This window comes from Dongia sp. agr-C8 (assembly GCF_054658695.1).
On sequence record NZ_BAAGHZ010000004.1, the window covers coordinates 384,291 to 403,875 of the forward strand.

Sequence of the window (19,585 nt, forward strand, 5' to 3'; positions counted from 1 at the left end):
TCCGGGGATCGAAAGGAAATCATCATGGCAAATTCGAAGAAGACCCCCGGCAAGAGCAAGACGAAGCTCGCGAAGTCCAAGGCCACGGTAAAGCTGATCAAGACCGCACCGAAGCCTGCGAGCAAGCCGACGCCGAAGAAGAACAAGAAGCCGCTCAGCCGCGACACGCATCGCCTGGGCAACAGCTTCATCTTCCCGCCGACGGTGATCGACGACATCCACATCAAGTCGGAGCTCGGCCGCTACCGGATGCGGGGTTTCTCGCTGTTCAAGAAGATCCCGAGCTGGGACGATCTCACTTTCCTGCCCGGCACGCTGACCCGCTTCGTCATCGAGGGCTATCGCGAGAAGTGCCTGACCAAGACCGTGATCGGTCCGAAGTCGAAGCGTCCGCTGGTGCTCGACATCCCGGTCTACATCACCGGCATGAGCTTCGGCGCGCTCAGCTTCGAGGCGAAGATCGCGCTGGCGCGCGGCGCCACCATGGCCGGCACGGCGACCTGTTCCGGCGAAGGCGGCATGATCCCCGACGAGCGGCGCTATAGCTCCAAGTGGTTCTACCAGTGCATCCAGTCGCGCTATGGCTTCAACCCGCACCATTTGCAGTTGGCCGACGCCTGCGAGTTCTTCATCGGCCAGGGCTGCAAGGTCGGCCTCGGCGGCCACTTGATGGGCCAGAAAGTGACCGACCAGGTCGCCGAGATGCGCTCGCTTCCGGCCGGCATCGACCAGCGCTCGCCGGCCCGCCATCCGGATTGGCTCGGCCCCGATGATCTCGCGCTGAAGATCAACGAGGTGCGCGAGGCGACCGACGGGCAGATTCCGATCCAGTTGAAGCTCGGTGCCGCGCGCGTCTATGACGACGTGCGCATGGCGGCGAAGACCGGGCCGGATTCGATCTACATCGACGGCATGGAAGGCGGAACCGGTGCCGGCCCGCATGTCGCGACGGAAGAAACCGGTGTGCCCGGCATCGCCGCGATCCGCCAGGCCCGCAAGGCGCTGGACGACGTGGGCAAGTCGGGCGAGATCAGCCTGGTCTATGCCGGCGGCATCCGCAACGGCGGCGACGTCGCCAAGGCGCTGGCCCTCGGTGCCGACGCGGTGGCGATCGGCCATTCGGCCCTGATGGCCTTGAACTGCAACAAGGACATCCCGGAAGCCGATTTCCCGAACGAGATCGGCTGCGAGGCGGGCTATTGCTACCACTGCCATACCGGCCGCTGCCCGGTCGGCGTCGCCACCCAGGATCCGAAGCTGCGCGCGCGGCTGGACCCGGACGAGGCGGCGGAGCGGGTCTACAACTTCCTGCACTGCCTCACCATCGAGGCGCAGATGATGGCCCGCGCCTGCGGCAAGACCAACATCCACTCGCTGGAGCCGGAAGACTTGGCGGCGCTGACGATGGAAGCCTCGGCGCTCGCCCAGGTGCCGCTCGCCGGGTCGCAGCACACCGTCGGCCGTCCCGACATGAACCGGTACTAAGGGAGAGACGTCATGGCCAAACCGACTGCGCCAAAGGGCGGCAAGAAGGACGACGTCAACAAGTTCCTGAAGTCGCCCTCCGGCCTCGATTCAGCGCGCGAGAAGGAGATCGGGCAGCACATCGGCTATCGCTACGATGTGAACCTGGTGCCGGACTACACGCGGCTGACACCCTTCCTGAAGAAGTACATGGAGATCATGGGCTGGGACGACCTCAACTGGCTGGAGGACGTCCATATGGGCTACGAGGAAGGCCGCGCCGCGGTGTTCGACCGCAACATCAACGGCTGGGTCACGGTGCCAAAGAACATCAAGCTGCCGGACAACCAGCAGGACCGCGACATGATCGCCCGCGAGCTGCTGATCAAGTTCCAGATGTCGAAGCGTCACCCGATGGTGGACCTGAACAAGGCCTACCGGAAGTTCTGATCACCTCGAGGAAGCCCTCGCTCCGGTCATTCTGGGCCGGGGCGGGGGCTCTTTTTCAGGCGGCGTCCACTTGCGCGCGGCGCCAGTCGGGGATGAAGCAGAGGACGCGGACGCCGGCCGGCATGTTCGGGTTGAACAGGCGATTGTGCCAATAGGTGGACTGATAGAGCGGATCATGCTCCGGCAATTCCAGCACCGAGACCGGCAGGCGGAAGCGCTGGCCGTATTCGGCGAAGTCCAGCAGGACGCGGCCGTGGTTCAGCATGGTGTCGCTGATCGGCGCCGCGGGGCCGAACAGAGCGGTCAATCGCTCGTCGAAATCGGCGGATTTCTGGAAATAGCCGGCGGCCATATGCTCGATCGCCTTCTCCCAGCGCTCGACCGGGTCCTGGGTCTTCAGGACCTGGTGGCGGAAGAGGGAGGTCGTATGCTCCGGCTCGCTCTTGTGGATCACCACCATGACGCCGGGATGAAGCTCGGTGTCGTCCTCGGCGAGAACGGCGGGCCGCATGCCGGGCGACGGGCGCCCGGCGCCGTCGCGCATGGCGATCTGGCGAATCCGGCATTGCCAATGCAGGAAGTCGTCGCGCACCTTCTCGGCGGCGGGACCCATCCGGACGACGTTGTTGCTGGCGCGACATGCCATGGCCCAAGGGTGCAGCGGCGCGGGCGCTTTGGCAAGATGCGGGATGATGAATGATGGGAAAGTTTGTTGAACCGGGGGAAAACCGCGGCTATCGTCCGGCGACCTCTGATTCTGCTGAAATCCTGGGGATCTGACGCGAATGTTGCCGGCCTTTTTGCCCACCGGGCTGCTGAAATACGGGCTCCGCAAGAAATACCCGGCGTTCCGCTATATCCCGCCGGCGAGCGAGCTGAAATCCCATTACGACGTGGTGATCATCGGCGGCGGCGGCCATGCCTTGGCCTGCGCCTATTACCTCGCCCGCAACCACGGGATCACCAATGTCTGCGTGCTGGAACGCGGCTATCTCGCCGGCGGAAACACCGCGCGCAACACCGCGATCATCCGCTCGAACTATCTGACGCCGGAAGGCGTCCGGTTCTACGAGGAATCACTTCGGCTCTACCGCGATCTCTCCCAGGACCTCGACTTCAACATCCTCTATTCCGAGCGCGGGCATTTCACCCTGGCGCATACCGATGCCGCCATGCGCACCAGCCGCTGGCGCGCCGAGGTGAACAAGCATCTCGGCGTTGATTCGGAGCTGATCTATCCGGACGACATCGCCAAGCTCTGTCCCTCGCTGAACATGAGCGACGACGTGCGCTACCCGATCCTCGGTGCGCTCTACCACCCGCCGGGATCGATCGCGCGGCATGACGCGGTCGCCTGGGGCTACGCCGCCCGCGCCAGCCAGATGGGCGTCGAGATCCACCAGCAGACCGGCGTCACCGGCCTCGTCATCGAAGGCGGCAAGGTGAAGGGCGTCGAAACGACGCGGGGCACGATCGGGGCGGGGCAGGTGATGCAGGCGGTCGCCGGCATGACTTCGGTCGTCGCCAAGATGGCCGGCTTCAAGCTGCCGATCCGCACCATCCCGCTGCAGGCCTGCGTCTCGGTGCCGCTGAAGCCCTTCCTGGACCAGATCATCGTCTCCGGCAGCCTGCACGTCTACGTCTCGCAATCCTCCCGCGGCGAGCTGGTCATGGGCGGCTCGACGGATCCTTACGGTCTCTATTCCACCCGCTCGACCCTCGACTTCAAGGAGGGCCTGCTCGGCCATATGCTGGAATTGCTGCCGATGCTGGGCGAGGTGAAGATCCTGCGGCAATGGGCAGGCATGGCCGACATGACCCCGGATTTCTCGCCGATCATGGGCCTGACGCCGGTTGAGAATTATTACATCGACAGCGGCTGGGGCACCTGGGGCTTCAAGGCGACGCCGGTCTGCGGCAAGACCATGGCCTACACCATCGCCAACAACAGACCGCACGAACTGATTGAGCCCTTCTCCTACGAGCGCTTTCTCACCTACAGCCAGGTGGGTGAAAAAGGCGCCGCTTCGGTGGGGCATTAGCCATGAAGATCATGAACTGTCCGCTGAACGGTCCACGCAACATCAGCGAGTTCGTCTGGGGCGGCGAAGTGAAGCCGATGCCCGACGACAGCAAGCTCAGCGACCGCGACTGGGCCGACTATGTCTTTCTTGAGAACAACACGGCGGGCGTGGTGCGCGAGTGGTGGTGCCATGTCCCCACCTCCTTCTGGTTCATCGCCGAGCGCAACACCGTGACCGATGAGATCGTGAAGACCTATCCGGCTTCCGAGGTCTTCAAGTCGCGCGTCGACTTTGCGGGAGCGAAACCATGAATGCGCCCGTATCCTATGGCGGCATGAACCGCCTGCCCAATCGCGGCCAGTTCATCGACCGGACGAAGCCGGTCACCTTCAGCTTCGAAGGCGCCTTCGTCGAAGGCTATGAAGGCGACACCATTGCCAGCGCGCTCTGCGCCAACGGCCAATGGATCGTCTCGCGCAGCTTCAAATACCACCGGCCGCGCGGCGTGCTGACCATGATCGGCCAGGACGCCAACACCCTGGTCCAAGTCGCCGACGAGCCGAACTGTCTCGCCGACAAGCGCAAGATCGCGCCGGGCCTGGTGGTCGAGGGCCAGAATTACTTCGGCTCCTTCGAGAGCGATGCCGGCCGCTTCGTCGAATGGGTCTCGAAATTCCTCCCCGTGGGCTTCTATTACAAGACCTTCCACGAGAAGCGCAGCTCCTGGAAATTCTGGGAACCGATCGTCCGCAGGATGGCGGGCCTCGGCAAGATCGACCCGCACGCGCACCATGGCTATTACGACAAGCAGTATCTCTTCGCCGATGTCGCGGTGATCGGTGGCGGGCCGGCCGGCATGGCCGCAGCAATCGAGGCTGCGAAGGCCGGCGGCGAAGTCATCCTGATCGACGAGAATCCGAAACTCGGCGGCTGCCTCAACTACGCGCGCTTCGACGAGAGCGGCGAGGCGGCCTGTAAGGCCGACGGCGACCTGCTCGGCGCGGTCAAGGCCGCGGCCAACATCAAGGTCATGACCGATGCGGTGGTGACCGGCCTCTTTGCCGATAACTGGATCCCGATCGTCCGCGGCCACCGCTTTTACAAGTTACGCGCCAAATCGGTGGTGGTGGCAACCGGGTCGATCGAGCAGCCGGCCGTGTTCCGCAACAACGACCTGCCCGGCATCATGCTGGGCTCGGCGGCGCAACGGCTGATCCATTTCTACGGCGTCCGGCCGGGCAAGCGGGCCGTGGTCCTCACCGCCAATGACGACGGCTATGCCCAGGCGATCGACCTGCTGAAGATCGGCAGCGAGGTCGCCGCCGTTGTCGATCTCCGCGAGGTGCCACCGGTGACGCCGCTGTCCTTTGCGGTGCGCAAGGCCGGCGTGCCGGTAGTGACCGGCTCGGCGATCCAGGAGGCCTACCACCACAACAAGGAACATGTGATTGGCGTCGCGGTGGCGCCGATCGTCGCCGAAGGCCAGCTCGGCGATCCGACCGCGAGCTACGACTGCGACTTGGTGCTGATGTCGACCGGCTATAGCCCGGCGGCGCATCTGCTGCTCCATGCCGGCGCCAAGTTTCAATACTGCGTCGAAAGCGCGATGTTCCAGCTCGACCATCTGCCGGCCGGCATCTATGCGGCGGGCTCGGTCGGCGGCGTGTTCAGCCTAGACCAGGTGTGCGCGGACGGCGCCCGGGCCGGCTGGCAGGCGGCGAAGCAGGCGGGGCTTTCGGTCGGCGCGGAACCAGCCAGTCCCGGTGAGATCTGCGCCGGCAACCAGACCCATCCCTGGCCGATCTTCCCGCATGCCAAAGGCGGCGAGTTCGTCGATTTCGACGAGGACCTCAAGTACGAGGACCTGATCAACGGCATCGCCGATGGCTTCGACAATGTCGAGCTGTTGAAGCGCTATTCCACCGTCGGCATGGGCCCGTCGCAAGGCAAGCACTCGGCCGTGGCCGCGGTGCGCATCGTGGCCCGCGAGACGGGGCGCGACCTGGCCTCGATGACGGTGACCACCCAGCGTCCGCCTTACACGCCGGAAAAATTCGGCCATCTCGCCGGCCGGATCTTCGATCCCGAGCGCCGCACGGCGATGCACCACCGCCACCTGGAGCTGGGCGCGCAGATGATGCCGGCCGGTATCTGGTGGCGCCCGGCCTATTACGGCAAGAAGGCCGACCGCGACAAGGCGATCCGCGAGGAAGTCCAGGCGGTTCGCAACAATGTCGGCCTGATCGACGTCTCGACCCTGGGCGGCCTCGACGTGCGCGGGCCGGATGCGGCCGAGTTCCTGAACCGAATGTACACTTTCACCTACACCAAGCTCGCGGTCGGCAAGTCGCGCTACGTGCTGATGACCGACCAGGCCGGCGTCATCACCGATGACGGTGTGGCCTGCCGCTTCTCGGAAGAGCATTTCTACGTCACCGCCACCACCAGCGGGGTCGATGCGGTCTACCGCTCGATGCTGCAATGGAACGCGCAGTGGCGGCTGGACGTCGATGTCGCCAACGTCACGGCCGCTTACGCCGGCGTGAACATCGCCGGGCCGAAATCCCGGCAGGTGCTGCAGAAGGTTTGCACTGGCATCGACCTCTCGGCCGAGGCCTTCCCCTATCTCGGCGTCCGCATGGGCACCGTCGCCGGCATTCCGGCACGGCTGCTGCGCGTCGGCTTCGTCGGCGAACTCGGCTACGAGATCCACGTGCCCTACGGCTATGGCGAGGCGCTTTGGGATGCGCTGATGGAGGCGGGCGCCGCCGAGGGCATCCGCCCCTTCGGCGTCGAGGCGCAGCGCGTGCTGCGCCTGGAGAAGGGCCATATCATCGTCAGCCAGGATACCGACGGCCTCACCAATGTCTGGGAAGCCGACATGCCCTGGGCTGTGGCGAAGACCAAGCCCTTCTTCGTGGGGGGCCGCTCGACCCAGATCATGGCGAAGATGCCGCTCATTCGGAAGCTGGTCGGCTTCACCCTGGACGATCCGTCGCTGCCCTGTCCGGAGGAATGCCATCTGGTGATCCGTGACGGCGCAATCGTCGGCCGGGTCACCTCCGCGGTGCATTCGCCCAATCTCGGCAAGGTCGTGGGCTTGGCCTATGTGCATCCCGATGATGCCAAGCCGGATGCGAAGATCGCGATCAAGATAGACGGCGGGCGGATGATCGAGGCGCGGGTCGTCGCGCTGCCTTTCTATGATTCCGAAGCCAAGCGGCAGGAGATGTGATCATGGCCCTGCCGAAAGTCTTCGCTCAGAATCAGATCCGCCGCTCGCCGATCTACCGCGAGACCCAGGCCGCCGGCGCCTTCTGCGAAGTGATCAACAACGCCGCCGTGCCGATGCACTATGGCAGCCCGGAATCCGAGCTGGTGAGGGCGCAGAAGATGGCGATCGCCGATCTTTCCGGCCTCCCGCGGACCGGCTTCAAGGGTGCAGGCACGGTCGACTGGCTGCAAGGGCAGGGGCTCGCCATCGGGCCCGACAGCAACATGGCCTACCGCCAGGAGGGCGGCGCCTTGGCGGCGCGCCTGGCGCCGACCGAGATCTTCCTGATCGACGGGTTGGATGCGACCGGTGCCCTGATCGAGAAGCTTAACGGCGCCTGGGCTTGGGGCACGGAAAGGCCCAGGACGCTGATCGGCTATCCGATGCCGCGGCAGGACAGCCATGCCTGGTTCATGATCACCGGTTCGGCGGCGCCGGAGATGTTCGCCAAGATCTGCGGAGTCGACCTGCGGCCGCACAAGTTCCGGCCCGGCCAAATTGCGCAAACCTCGCTGGCGAAGATGAGCGGCATCGTCATTAGGGATGATCGGGGGGCGATTCCAGGCTTCCACCTCTTGGCAGACGTCGCTTCCGCCGAGTATCTCTGGGGCGCCGTCCTCGACGCCATGTCCGAGTTCGGCGGTGCGCCGGTCGGGCTCCAGGCCCTGCGCCGGTTGGGCGAGGCCCAAACGTGACGAAGCCCTCATAGGGCTTTGCCATGATGGAATGGGCTGTGGCGGAAAAGCGACGGGAAACAGTCGCGGCCAGGCAAAAAAGGGTCACTAAAGCCCACTAATCTCTCGGCAATTTAATCGGCCGACCCGCCCCCAAATCGGCCCCATAGGGAAGTCAGGAGCGCATTCCATGAGCAAGAAAGTCGGCAGCGACATCGAGATCGCACGCCAGGCCAAGATGAAGCCGATCCGCGAGATCGCGTCGAAGCTCGGCATTCCCGAGGAGCATCTCATTCCCTACGGCCATACCAAGGCCAAGATCGGGATGGATTTCATCAAGTCGCTGGCCTCGAAGCCGGACGGCAAGCTGATCCTGGTGACCGCGATCAACCCGACGCCGGCGGGCGAGGGCAAGACCACCACCACCGTGGGCCTCGGCGACGGCCTCAACCGGATCGGCAAGAAGACCATGATCTGCCTGCGCGAACCCTCGCTCGGGCCCTGCTTCGGCGTGAAGGGCGGTGCGGCCGGCGGCGGCTATGCCCAGGTCGTGCCGATGGAAGACATCAATCTCCATTTCACCGGCGACTTCCACGCGATCGGCACCGCGCATAACCTCCTCTCCGCCTTGATCGACAACCACATCTACTGGGGCAACGAGCTCGGCTTCGACAGCCGCCGAATCCAGTGGCGCCGGGTCATGGACATGAACGACCGCGCGCTGCGCTCGATTGTCGGTTCGCTCGGCGGCACCGCCAACGGCTTCCCGCGCGAGGACGGCTTCGACATCACCGTCGCCTCGGAAGTCATGGCGATCTTCTGCCTTTCGACCGACATCAACGATCTCACCAAGCGGCTCGGCAATATCATCGTCGGCTATACCCGCGAGAAGAAGCCGATCTATGCCCGCGACCTCAAGGCCGACGGCCCGATGACCGTGCTGCTGAAGGACGCGATCGCGCCCAACCTGGTGCAGACGCTGGAGAACAACCCGGCCTTCATCCATGGCGGCCCCTTCGCCAACATCGCCCATGGCTGCAACACGGCGATCGCCACCAAGGCGGCGCTGAAGCTCGCCGACTACGTGGTGACCGAGGCCGGCTTCGGCGCCGATCTCGGCGCCGAGAAGTTCTTCGACATCAAGTGCCGCAAGGCGGGCCTGAAGCCCAATGCCGTGGTCATCGTCGGCACCATTCGCGCGCTGAAGATGCATGGCGGGGTGGCGAAGGAAGATCTCGGCAAGGAGAATGTCGAGGCGCTGAAGAAGGGCGCGGCGAATCTCGCCCGCCATATCGAGAACGTGAAGAAGTTCGGCGTGACCCCGATCGTGGCCTTGAACCGCTTCGTCGCCGACACCGATGCGGAACTGGCGGCGATCCGCCAGCTCTGCGCCGAGCTGGGCACCGAAGCATTCGAGTGCAACCACTGGGCCGAAGGCGGCGCCGGCACTGAGAAGCTGGCCCATGCAGTCGTGGCGCTCTGCGAGAAGCCAAACAAGTTCGCGCCGCTCTATCCGGACGAGATGCCGCTCTGGGACAAGGTCCGCACCATCGCCCAGAACCTATACGGGGCCCAGGGCATCATCGCCGACAAGGTGGTCCGCGACCGCTTCGCCGAGTTCGAGAAGATGGGCTTCGGCAAATATCCGGTCTGCATGGCGAAGACCCAGTACAGCTTCTCGACGGACCCGAATCTCAAGGGCGCTCCCTCGAACCACGTGGTGCCGATCCGCGAGATTCGTCTCTCGGCCGGAGCCGAGTTCATCGTCGTCATCTGCGGCGAGATCATGACCATGCCCGGACTGCCGCGCGTCCCCTCGGCCAACCACATCAAGCTCAACGAGCGCGGCGAGGTCGAGGGGCTGTTCTAGAGGCTACCCATTAGCGCGAAATAAGCGAGGGCGCAGAGCTCGGCCTGCGTCTTCGCGATCTGCCAGCCTTCGATCGTCACCACGGCGCCATTGCGGAAATCCTCTGCAATGGCGTCTTGCAGTTTATTGGAACCGCCGCCGAGGCGCTGCTGCAGGCTGCGCAAAACCGCCTCCGGTCGCTGTAGCGTCTGCTGCACCCAGGCCGCGCCCAGTCGGGCGGTGGCGTTGCGGTCCGCCAGTAGGGCCAGCAACGCTTCGCGGGCATCCGCCTCGTCCGCAAGGGTCTGCCGCGGCAGCGCCGCCAGCGCCGCGGCGCCGGCCAGGAGATGGCGTCGGGTGAGCGTCATCCGAACGAGCCTCCTTTGATGTGGTCCGCCATGCGGAGCGCCAGCGCCACGATGGTGAAGGTCGGGTTGACCGCGCCGCAGGAGGGAAAGACCGAGCTGCCGGCGATCAGCAGGTTGCCAATCCCGTGCACTCTGCCATTGGCGTCGACCACGCCTTGCCTGGGATCTTCGGCCATGCGGGTGGTGCCCATATGGTGGTTGCCCCAGCCGATCTCGTCATCGGTCCAGTTGGCGCCTTCCGGCAGCAGCAGCTTCACGGCGCCGCCCCAGGCGCCGAAGCCGCGCGCGAGAGCGCCGAGGTTGCGGGTCAGTGCGTCGCGCTCGGTGCGCGTCGGGCGCCAGGTCAGGCGCGACCGCGGCAGGCCCAAGGCATCGCGGTCCTGGCTCAACGTTACGCGGTTCTCCGCGGCGGGCACGGGCTCCAAGGCGCAGGCGACACCATAGATCATGCCCGTCCGCTCCGCATTCCCGCCGAGGCCCTTCAGCATGGCGATGATCGCGGGCTCGAGCGGCTCGGCGCCGGGCTTATGCGCTTCGTAGAGCGAGAGGCTGATGCCGAGGCCGTTGCTGCGCTGGAGATAGGCGTCCGAGGGCATCAGGATGGCGCGCATGCTGGCCTGATCCACGTCCGGCGTGTGGACGTAGTAGTAGGGAATGCGCGTCTCGTCGGCGAGGGCGATCGCGGCCACGTCGCCCGGCGCCGTCAGGTGCTCCATAAAGTAACGGCCGACCAGGTCGTTACCATTGCCCAGGCCCGCCGCCTGCACGCTGTTCGAGGCCAGCAGCAGTCGCGCGTTCTCGATCCCGCCGACCGCCAGGATGCAGAGCTTCGGCCGGATCTCGAAGTCGTTGCCGCCGAGGGTCGCGACCCTCAGCCGCTCGATCCGGTTCGCCGCTTCGTTCGGCAGAATCTCGACCACGTTGGTGTTGAGATAGGTCTGGACGTTCGCCGCCTTGGCGACGTCGTCGCGATAGACCGCGCCGAAGCGAGTGGGCGGGCTGTAGATGAAGAAGCGCGTCACCAGGTCATCGCCGGGCAAGGCGATCGGGGCGAGACCGGTGCGGGCTTCCCAGGGCTCCGGGTCGTCGAAATCGAAGGCGCCCAATTGGCAGATCGACTGAGCCCGACGGTAATAGGGCTCGAGATCGGCGCGGGTGATGGGCCAGGCGGGGATGCCCAGCGTGTCGCGGCCCTCGAAATCGAGCGGCAGCAGCGGCCGGCACCAGCCGCCCCAGTGGTTGGTGGTGCCGCCGAAATAACGCAGGCGCGATTCCGCCAGCGGATATTCCACGCCGACGCTCTCGCCTTCATAGAGCGCCTGGGTGTCGGCTTCGAGCTCCAGGCCTCCGCTCTCGATCAGCGTTACCGCGCGGCCGCTGTCGCGCAGCTCGCGGGCAAGCGTGATGCCGGCGGCACCGGCACCGATGATGGCGATGTCGGTCTCGATCACGCTGCCGGTGGGGAGTGTCCGTCCGTCGATGAACATCGCTGGAAGTCCGCTGCTGAATCAGCTCGGGACCTTAAGTCGATTCCATGACAGCCCGGTTGCAGCGGCGCGTTGCCGCAGCATGGCGTCCATGCCGTCGCAACATGGAACCGCGCTACTCCGCGGCGTCAAGCGTGGAGCGCAGGCGTTCCGCGAGCTCGGTCTTGCGATAGGGCTTGCTGAGCAGATTCTTCAGATAGGCGCTGGTCGCCCCATCCTGGATCGAGGCGCGGGCGAAGCCGGAGGTGAGCAGGATCTTGAGGCCGGGACGCAGCGCGGTCGCGGCCTCGGCAAGCTGGGTTCCATCCATGCCGCCCGGCATCACCACGTCGCTGAACAGCAGATCGACGCGCTCGTCGGTGATGAGGATGTCGATCGCTTCCTGGCCGCCCGGCGCTTCCAGCGTGTCGTAACCAAGATCGCGCAGCTGCCGCACCACGGTCTCGCGCACCTCGGTATTGTCCTCGACCACCAGGATCCGCTCGTTCGGCCGGGCCGCCGGCAGTTGGTCCGGTTTGCGCGTGCCGGCAGTGCCGGATTTGGCGAGCGCGCGCGGCAGATAGAGCCGGATCGTCGTGCCGCGGCCGGGCTCGCTGTAGATCTTCACATGACCCTTCGACTGCCGGGCGAAGCCGTAGACCATGCTCAAGCCCAGGCCCGTGCCTTTCGACGCCTTGGTGGTGAAGAAGGGCTCGAAGGCGCGGGCCAGCACCTCCGCGGTCATGCCGCTGCCGGTATCGGAGACGCAGAGCACCGCGTAGTCGCCGACCGCGACTTCCGGGTTGCGGCGGACGTAATCCTCATCGAGATGGGTGTTGGCGGTCTCGACGGTGAGGCGCCCGCTCTGTTCCATGGCGTCGCGCGCATTGATCGCGAGGTTGACCAAGGCGGATTCGAACTGGCTGGGGTCGGCCATGGCTGGCCAGAGATCAGGTTCGAGCACCAGCTTGATCTCGACCTGTTCGCCGAGGGTCCGGTGCAGCAGGTCGACGGTGGCTGTCACGCGGTCGTTGAGGCTGAAGGATTGCGGCACCAGCGCCTGGCTCCGGGCGAAGGCGACCAGCCGTCGCGTGAGGTCGGCGCCGCGCAAGGCGGCGTTCAGGGCAAGGTCGATCGACTGCATGGCCGACGGCGGGACCTTCGGCAGCTCCTTCATCAGGTCGAGATTGCAGACGATGATGGTCAGCAGGTTGTTGAAATCGTGGGCGATGCCGCCGGTCAGCTGGCCCACGGCCTCGAGCTTCTGCGACTGCCGCAGCTGCTCCTCGAGGCGGATGCGTTCGGTGACGTCGCGGCCGATCGCGACGATCGACGGCTGGCCTTCATACTCGATCGGCGAGGCCTGCACTTCCAGCAGGACCGGCGTGCCGTCGGCGCGCTGGAACTTCATCACCGTGAGCGGCGCCCGCTTGCCGGTGCTGCGCATCATCTTGCGTCGCTCCAGCGCCCGGGCGCGTTCATCAGGATGGATGATGTCGTCCACCGGCCGGCCGAGCAGCTCGGCCGGATCGGCGGCGCCGAATATCCGCACCGCTTCCGGATTGAGGTAGACGAGCTTGTCGCCGGTATGCATCCAGATCGCGTCGAGGGTGAACTCGACCAGCTGGCGGTAGCGCGTCTCGCTGGCGCGCATGGCCGTCGTCTGGCGACGCACGGCGCTCAGCGCGTAACCCAGCAGGGCGATCGCCGTGCCGTCGATGAAGTAGCGGAGGATGCCCCAGATTTGCTGCTCGTTTTCGAGCGAGAATGAACCGCGCGGGACGAGGATGAAGTAGCGCGTGCCCAGGGCGCCCAGGATGAGCGCAAGGACGGCGGGCCCGAAGCCGCCATACCAGGCGACGAAGGCGAGGGCGACATACTGGAAGGCAAAGGGGAGCCGGTCCTCGATCCAGGGATCGAGCAGTTGCCGAGCAAGGATCGCGAGGATCACGGCGGCTACGGCGGAGCCGTAGCGGAGCAGGGGCGTCGGTGACCGCAGGTTCATTCGGCACGCAGGATCGGCGCCCCGGCGAGGGGCCTTCCGCCGGATTATATTCCGGACCCGCGCCTAGTGTAACGCTCTTTGTGCGTGTAGGCGATTAATCCAAGGCGTTGGTGGTGACCGCCGGAATCCTCGGCGAAAGCCGGAAGCCGTGTTCCATCGTCAGGGCCGCGGTGAAGTCAGGATCGGAGAACAAGGCCCGCAGATTGGCGGCGGTCAGGCTGCCCTTGATCTCGTCATGCGCATCGTCGAACGCAACCGCGCTGGCGCCATGGCGCATCAGTGCATCGCGCAAGGTCCGGTCGCGGCGTTCCGGATTGAACTCGACATTGCGGAACACCCAGCCGCCGTTCGAGGCTTGCGAGGCGATCGTGTAGAGCGCGCCCTTGGCCGGATCGGGATCGGTGAACACGCCGAGCAGCCGGCCATCGTTGAGCTTCAGCATGCGCAGCAGAACCGGCGCATCCTTGCGCTCGCCCTCGATGAAGGTGATGCGATAGCTGCGCTCGCCGATCGCCTCGACCTGGGCGTCGAGGGTACCGGTCTCGTTGTCCGACGGATCGTAGGGGAAGGCGCTCGCGAAATAGGCGCCGCCGAAACCCGCCGGCTCGACGAGATCTCCGGCGGAGAGATTGGGCGCGTCGCTGGAGAGGCAGGCGGTCGGGCCGAAGACCAGGACCAGGCCCAAGATGACGGCGCGCAGAGCGGAGGACTTCACGGGGCGACTCCCTTGAAAGGCATATTCCTGTCGGATGGTCGCGCAACCCCATGCTCTGGTTCAAGAACCGATCGCCGGGGAGGCGCGTTCAAGTTCCGTTAAGAAAGCGGGCGCAGAGTCCTTGAGACGCATGCTCTCGAGAAGTTTAGGCAAATGCCGCAAGCCGCAACCAGATCGCGCTTACGCTCGGAAGCGCCCGCTCAGCCGATAGCGGCTGCCGGGATAGGTGAGATCGACGCAGGAGACCAGCTTGCCGTCGCTCCAGGTGCGGCGATGCAGGCGGATGCAGGGTTCCTTGGCCGGGATCTTGAGCAGGCGCCGTTCCTCCGCCTCGGGGAGCACGGCTTCGATGACGTGCTCGGCCTCGGAGATCGGCGCCACCTCGGTCAGGTAGACGAAGGGCGTGATCCGGGTGAAGTCCTGCTGCAGATAGTCCTTAGCCATGCGCGGATCGACCAGCCGGTCCTCAATCTGGATCGGCACGTCGTTCTCGAGATGCAGCAGCGTCGAATGATAGACCTCGTCGCCGGGCTTCATTTCGAAGAGCCGCGCGGTCTGCTCGCTGGCAGCCTCGCGCCGCAGGAGAATAACCCTGGCTTCGTGGCGGCTGCCGCGGGCGTGGATCTCGTCGGCGATGTTCTTGACCTCGAACAGGGCCGACTGGGCCTTGCTTTCGGCGACGAAGGTGCCGACGCCCTGGACCCGGATCAGCTGGCCCTCGAGAGTGAGCTCACGCAGGGCCCGGTTGATGGTCATCCGGCTGACGCCGATGTCGCGGACAAGCTCGGCCTCGGAGGCGATGCGGTCGCCGGGGCGCCAGTCGCCGGACTGGATCCGGGACGAGATCATCCGCTTGATCTGACTGTAGCGCGGCAGCGCGGAAGGCGTGTCGGCGTTCACGAAACCTCATCCACAGACAAGAAATGTAGATATAGACAACTTCCTAGACTTCTATACATGTACAGACAAATGAGTGGAAGCTGCTGATGGCAACTCTCTTCGCCGAACAGGCGCTGCTCCCGGACGGCTGGGCTCGGAATGTCGCGATCGACGTCGCGCCGGACGGCACGATCGCCAAGGTCGCGGCGGGCGCCTCCGCCGACGGCAAGCAGCGGGTGAACGGCCCCGTCCTGCCGGGCATGATCAACCTGCATTCGCATGCCTTCCAGCGCGCGATGGCGGGCCTTACCGAAGTGGCGCTCGATCCCGACGACAGTTTCTGGTCCTGGCGCGAGCTGATGTATCGCCTGGTCGGACGATTGCAGCCGGACCAGGTCGGCGCGATCGCGGCCTTCCTCTATATCGAGATGCTGAAGGGCGGCTATACCTCGGTCGCCGAGTTCCATTACCTGCATCACGATGTCGACGGCCGGCCTTATGCCGACCCCGCGGAGATGTCGCGCTGCATTCTCAACGCCGCGGAAGCGACCGGCATCCGCGTCACCCTGCTGCCGGTGATGTATGCCCATGGCGGCTTCGGCGGGAAGGATCCGAGCGCCGCTCAGCGCCGCTTCATCCATGACCCGGAGGCCTATCTCGGCCTGCTCGAAAGCCTGGAATCGGACTGCGTCGACGGTCGCGCGGCCCTGGGCGCGAGCTTCCACTCGCTGCGCGCCGTGACCCCCGAGGAGATGACTGGCGTGCTGCAGGGCATGCGGCCGGGTCAGCCGATCCACATCCACATCGCCGAGCAGCAGAAGGAAGTGGACGACTGCGTCGCCTGGAGCGGCAAGCGGCCGATCCAGTTCCTCTACGACAAATGGCCGATCGACCAGCGCTGGTGCCTGGTCCACGCCACCCATGCCGACGAGGCCGAAGTCACGGCGATGGCCAAGAGCGGCGCCGTGGTCGGCCTCTGTCCCACCACCGAAGCCAATCTCGGCGACGGTCTTTTTCCGGCGGTCGCCTACCTGGAGCAGCGCGGGCGCTTCGGCATCGGCTCCGACAGCCATGTCTCGGTCACGGCCTTGGAGGAGCTGCGCTGGCTGGAATACGGCCAGCGGCTGAAGCATGAGCGGCGCAACCGCTTGCATGGCGGCAACCAGGCCAATATCGGCACCTTCCTCTATGAAGCCGCTCTCGAAGGCGGCGCGCTCGCGCTCGGGCAGAAAGTCGGCCGCATCGAGGCGGGGGCCAAGGCGGATCTGCTGGTGCTCGACAGCCGTCATCCCTTGCTCGCGAATGTGAAAGCCGACGACATCCTCGGCCGATGGATCTTTGCCGGCGCCAGCCGGATGATCCGCGACGTCATGGTCGCCGGGGACTGGGTGATCCAGGACGGCCGCCATCCCGACGAGATCGAAGCCGGCCGCGCCTTCGCCGCGGCGATGCGGCCGCTGTTCGAGGATTAGTGCGAGGCGCAGCGGCCCCTTCTCAAGCGGTCAATGCATAGCAACCGGTGCGGCCCATGCGAGAACTGCAACCGATCGCGATTCTGTAAACTGATCGCGATTCTGTACATGCACTGTCTATGCAAACGCATGATCGGCGGGTGGAATGGCATGCGAAGCACAGCCACGGCGGCTTGCTCGCGGTAACCTGGGTTTCGCGATCTGGGCCGATCTAGCGATTATAGTTCTCTTTGCGTTCCCAAGCAACGCCGTTGCTCGAATTCACGAATATTCTTCGCCGAGACCTAAGGCTTCCAAGCGATGAGCGTTTCCACAAACTTGCGAAGCACCGGCCGCACCTTCTCCGCCTGCGCCTCGAGGTAATCGAAGGGCAGCGCTTCGCGCATGTAGGTGCGCTGCGCGAGCTCGAGTTGCACGGCATGAATTCCGTTAGCGGGATTGCCGTAGTTGCGCGTGATGTATCCGCCCTTGAACCGGCCGTTCACGACATGACGATAGCCGGGTGCGGAACAGACAGCCGCAAGACTTGACGTCAGATCCGCCGCCGCGCTCCTGCCCTCGTTGGTCCCGATATTGAAGTCGGGGAGCTCGCCATCGAACAGCCGCGGGATGCTGCCGCGGATTGAATGGGCGTCAAACAGAACAGCATAGCCGAAGCGCTGCTTGATGCGCCGGAGCTCGTCACCGATCTTCTCGTGATAGGGCCGCCAGATCTCGGAGAGATAGAAGGCGCGCCGCTCGGCGCTGGGTGCGGCGCCCGGCTTGAACGCCGGCGTGCCGTCGAACAGGATGTCGGGATAGAGGCCGGTCGTCGCCGTGGCGTAGAGCGGCTTGTCATCGGGCGGACGATTGAGGTCGATGGTGAAGCGCGAATAGCGAGCGCCGAGCACGCTTGCCCCCATCGCGCCGGCGAAATCATAGAGCCGGGTCAGGTGCCAGTCGGTGTCGGGCAGGGGCCGCGCCGCATCGCTCAAGCCCGCTTCCACCTCCGGCGGCAAGTCGGTGCCGACATGGGGAATGGAGATCAGCAGCGGCGTCTGACCCTGGAAGAAGTGGTAGGGACGGGGCAGAGCGGTGGTCATGCGGGGCCGCCGATCCGGATCGCGGCCAGGATCGAGGGCCGCAAGGCCATCAGCTCCAGGCCGTCGGAGGCGTTGTCGATGCGGAGGCTGTCGCCGGCGACCAGGTCGCGGTCGGCGGCGGTGACCTGGCCGCGGAAGAGATGCAGCACGGTGGTGCGTGCCGGCGCGAGCGTCTCCGTCGCCGTCACGCGCAGCACCTCCAGCACGGCATGCACGTTCTTTCGGGCGATCAGGTTGAAGTCTTTCACCGGACCGTCGATCAAGGTGCACTCGGCATGCCACGCGCCGTCGAAGCGCAGAGGCTCGAAGCTCCGCACCAGGTGATGCGTCCCGGCCTCGGCGAATTCCAGGGTGAAGCCCTTGCCCTCGACCAGCATGATGCTGCGGTCATAGCCGCTGAAATCGGAGAACGGGCCGGATGCCGAGACCGTCGCGATGCTCAAGCGCCAGTCATAGCCTTCCGCACCGCCGGCATTCTCCGCCATGAGTTCGGTCGTGGTGCCGCCGCCGTTCTTCCACGGCATCACCTTGTAGTCGGCGGAGGTGAGATGGGTGAGCTTCACGGCTGGCGGCTCCATTGGCCGGCGCGCATGACGGCCGCGGTCGGTGTGCCGCCGATCCAATAGGCGAGCTCCGCGGGCCGCGCGATGTCGAACACGACCAAGTCGGCCGCCTTGCCGGCCTCGATCGTGCCATGGGTCTTGGAAAGTCCAAGCGCCTTCGCGGCGTTCACCGTGACGCCGCGCAAAGCTTCCTCCGGCGTGAAGCGGAAGAAGGTGCAGGCCATGCTGAGCATCAGCAGCAAGGAGAGAGCGGGGGAGCTGCCCGGATTGCTGTCGGTCGCCAGCGCCATGTTGACCCCATGCTTGCGGAAACCGTCGATCGGCGGCAGCTTGGTCTCGCGCAGCGCGTAGAAGGCGCCGGGCAGCAGGACCGCGACGGTGCCGGCCTTGGCCATGGCGGCGATTCCGGCGTCGTTGGCCCATTCCAGATGCTCGGCCGAGAGCGCGCCGTATTCGGCCGCCAGCGCCGCGCCATTGAGATCGGAGAGCTGCTCGGCATGGAGCTTCACCGGGATGCCGAGGTTCTTTGCGACGTCGAAGACGCGACGGGTCTGTTCGGCGGAGAAGGCTATCTTCTCGCAGAACACATCGACCGCATCGACCAGGCCTTCTTTCGCCAAGGTCGGCGTGATCTCGTTGCAGACCAGGTCGATATAAGCGTCGGAACGGTACTGGTATTCCGGCGGCAAGGCATGGGCGGCGAGGCAGGTCGCGCGGGTGGTGACCGGCAGCGTCCTGCCGAGGGTCCGCGCGGCTCTGAGCATCCGCCGCTCGGTCTCGAGGTCGAGACCGTAGCCGGACTTGATCTCGATCGTGGTGACGCCTTCCGTCAGCAGCGGCGCCAGGCGTTTCGCGGCGCCGGCGACGAGTTCTTCCTCGCTGGCGGCGCGGGTCGCCTTCACCGTCGAGACGATGCCGCCGCCGGCCTTGGCGATCTCTTCATAGGTGGCGCCCTTGAGCCGGAGCTCGAACTCGTTGGCGCGGTCGCCGCCGTAGACGATATGGGTGTGACAGTCGATCAGGCCCGGGGTGACCCAGCGGTTCTTGAGGTCGATGCGCTGTCTGGCCGCGCCCGCTTCTTTGCGCGAGCCGATAAAGGTGATGCGGTCGGCGGTGATGCCGATCGCGGCATCCTCGATCGCGCCGTAGGGCGCGTCGCCGGCCATTGTAGCGGCGTTGCAGTTTTCGAGGAGGAGGTCGTGGGTCATTTGCGTCTGGCAAAAGCGAGTTTGCGGCACCCCCACCCCAACCCTCCCCCGAAGACGGGGGAGGGAGAAGTAAGCGCGGTGCAAAGGCCTCC

The 19,585-nt window shown here is 65.5% G+C and carries 17 protein-coding genes; 8 read left to right on the top strand and 9 right to left on the bottom strand.

Going from position 1 to position 19,585, the window contains the following annotated elements; translation table 11 throughout:
• Nucleotides 1–24 precede the first annotated feature (24 nt).
• Both ACYQ4T_RS22095 and ACYQ4T_RS22100 read left to right on the top strand, forming a co-directional pair.
• Nucleotides 25–1,485, top strand: coding sequence for an FMN-binding glutamate synthase family protein (locus tag ACYQ4T_RS22095; protein ID WP_459858765.1), 1,461 nt, complete (start codon nt 25–27; stop codon nt 1,483–1,485).
• Nucleotides 1,486–1,497: 12 nt separating this feature from the next.
• A complete protein-coding gene (locus ACYQ4T_RS22100; protein ID WP_459858766.1) occupies nt 1,498–1,914 on the top strand; it encodes a hypothetical protein in 417 nt (138 codons plus the stop codon).
• A 55-nt stretch (nt 1,915–1,969) separates the two neighbouring features.
• Here the strand turns inward: ACYQ4T_RS22100 and ACYQ4T_RS22105 are convergent, their stop codons facing one another.
• On the bottom strand, nt 1,970–2,560 hold the full coding sequence (locus ACYQ4T_RS22105; RefSeq protein ID WP_459858767.1) for a hypothetical protein: 591 nt from the start codon (nt 2,558–2,560) through the stop codon (nt 1,970–1,972).
• Nucleotides 2,561–2,699: 139 nt separating this feature from the next.
• Here ACYQ4T_RS22105 and ACYQ4T_RS22110 point away from each other — a divergent pair, with 139 nt between their 5' ends.
• The 5 genes from ACYQ4T_RS22110 (at nt 2,700) to ACYQ4T_RS22130 (ending at nt 9,756) form a co-directional block, all read left to right on the top strand.
• Complete coding sequence (locus ACYQ4T_RS22110; protein ID WP_459858768.1) at nt 2,700–3,956, top strand: FAD-dependent oxidoreductase; 1,257 nt, start codon at nt 2,700–2,702, stop codon at nt 3,954–3,956.
• Nucleotides 3,957–3,958: 2 nt separating this feature from the next.
• The gene (locus tag ACYQ4T_RS22115; RefSeq protein WP_459858769.1) at nt 3,959–4,249 is read left to right on the top strand and encodes a sarcosine oxidase subunit delta; all 291 of its coding nucleotides are present in this window, start codon (nt 3,959–3,961) and stop codon (nt 4,247–4,249) included.
• Nucleotides 4,246–7,173 (top strand): 2Fe-2S iron-sulfur cluster-binding protein, encoded by a 2,928-nt coding sequence (locus ACYQ4T_RS22120; RefSeq protein WP_459858770.1) that lies wholly within the window; start codon nt 4,246–4,248, stop codon nt 7,171–7,173. The genes ACYQ4T_RS22115 and ACYQ4T_RS22120 overlap by 4 nt, the downstream gene beginning before the upstream one ends.
• 2 nt (nt 7,174–7,175) lie before the next feature.
• Nucleotides 7,176–7,907 (top strand): hypothetical protein, encoded by a 732-nt coding sequence (locus ACYQ4T_RS22125; protein ID WP_459858771.1) that lies wholly within the window; start codon nt 7,176–7,178, stop codon nt 7,905–7,907.
• Nucleotides 7,908–8,076: 169 nt separating this feature from the next.
• Entirely contained in the window at nt 8,077–9,756 is a 1,680-nt protein-coding gene (locus tag ACYQ4T_RS22130) for a formate--tetrahydrofolate ligase (protein ID WP_459858772.1), read from the top strand.
• On the opposite strand, the gene ACYQ4T_RS22135 is transcribed toward ACYQ4T_RS22130, so the two are convergent.
• The 5 genes from ACYQ4T_RS22135 to hutC form a co-directional block, all read right to left on the bottom strand.
• Nucleotides 9,753–10,103 carry a hypothetical protein gene (locus tag ACYQ4T_RS22135; RefSeq protein WP_459858773.1) on the bottom strand — a complete coding sequence of 117 codons (351 nt, stop codon included), beginning with the start codon at nt 10,101–10,103 and terminating at the stop codon, nt 9,753–9,755. The genes ACYQ4T_RS22130 and ACYQ4T_RS22135 overlap by 4 nt on opposite strands.
• Entirely contained in the window at nt 10,100–11,590 is a 1,491-nt protein-coding gene (locus tag ACYQ4T_RS22140) for a GMC oxidoreductase (protein ID WP_459858774.1), read from the bottom strand. The genes ACYQ4T_RS22135 and ACYQ4T_RS22140 overlap by 4 nt, the downstream gene beginning before the upstream one ends.
• 115 nt (nt 11,591–11,705) lie before the next feature.
• Entirely contained in the window at nt 11,706–13,574 is a 1,869-nt protein-coding gene (locus ACYQ4T_RS22145) for a PAS domain S-box protein (protein WP_459858775.1), read from the bottom strand.
• 94 nt (nt 13,575–13,668) lie between these two features.
• Entirely contained in the window at nt 13,669–14,289 is a 621-nt protein-coding gene (locus tag ACYQ4T_RS22150) for a hypothetical protein (protein ID WP_459858776.1), read from the bottom strand.
• A gap of 180 nt (nt 14,290–14,469) precedes the next feature.
• Nucleotides 14,470–15,189, bottom strand: a complete 720-nt coding sequence (gene hutC, locus ACYQ4T_RS22155; protein WP_459858777.1) for a histidine utilization repressor — start codon at nt 15,187–15,189, stop codon at nt 14,470–14,472.
• 86 nt (nt 15,190–15,275) lie between these two features.
• Here hutC and ACYQ4T_RS22160 point away from each other — a divergent pair, with 86 nt between their 5' ends.
• Complete coding sequence (locus ACYQ4T_RS22160) at nt 15,276–16,640, top strand: formimidoylglutamate deiminase (protein WP_459858778.1); 1,365 nt, start codon at nt 15,276–15,278, stop codon at nt 16,638–16,640.
• Nucleotides 16,641–16,924: 284 nt separating this feature from the next.
• Here the strand turns inward: ACYQ4T_RS22160 and hutG are convergent, their stop codons facing one another.
• From hutG to hutI, 3 genes are read right to left on the bottom strand one after another with little or no spacing between them, the layout of a single operon-like run.
• Nucleotides 16,925–17,722 (bottom strand): N-formylglutamate deformylase, encoded by a 798-nt coding sequence (gene hutG / locus ACYQ4T_RS22165; protein ID WP_459858779.1) that lies wholly within the window; start codon nt 17,720–17,722, stop codon nt 16,925–16,927.
• Nucleotides 17,719–18,285, bottom strand: a complete 567-nt coding sequence (locus ACYQ4T_RS22170) for a HutD/Ves family protein (protein ID WP_459858780.1) — start codon at nt 18,283–18,285, stop codon at nt 17,719–17,721. The genes hutG and ACYQ4T_RS22170 overlap by 4 nt, the downstream gene beginning before the upstream one ends.
• Nucleotides 18,282–19,493 (bottom strand): imidazolonepropionase, encoded by a 1,212-nt coding sequence (gene hutI, locus ACYQ4T_RS22175; RefSeq protein WP_459858781.1) that lies wholly within the window; start codon nt 19,491–19,493, stop codon nt 18,282–18,284. Before hutI ends, ACYQ4T_RS22170 begins: the two co-directional genes overlap by 4 nt.
• Between the last annotated feature and the right edge of the window lie 92 nt (nt 19,494–19,585).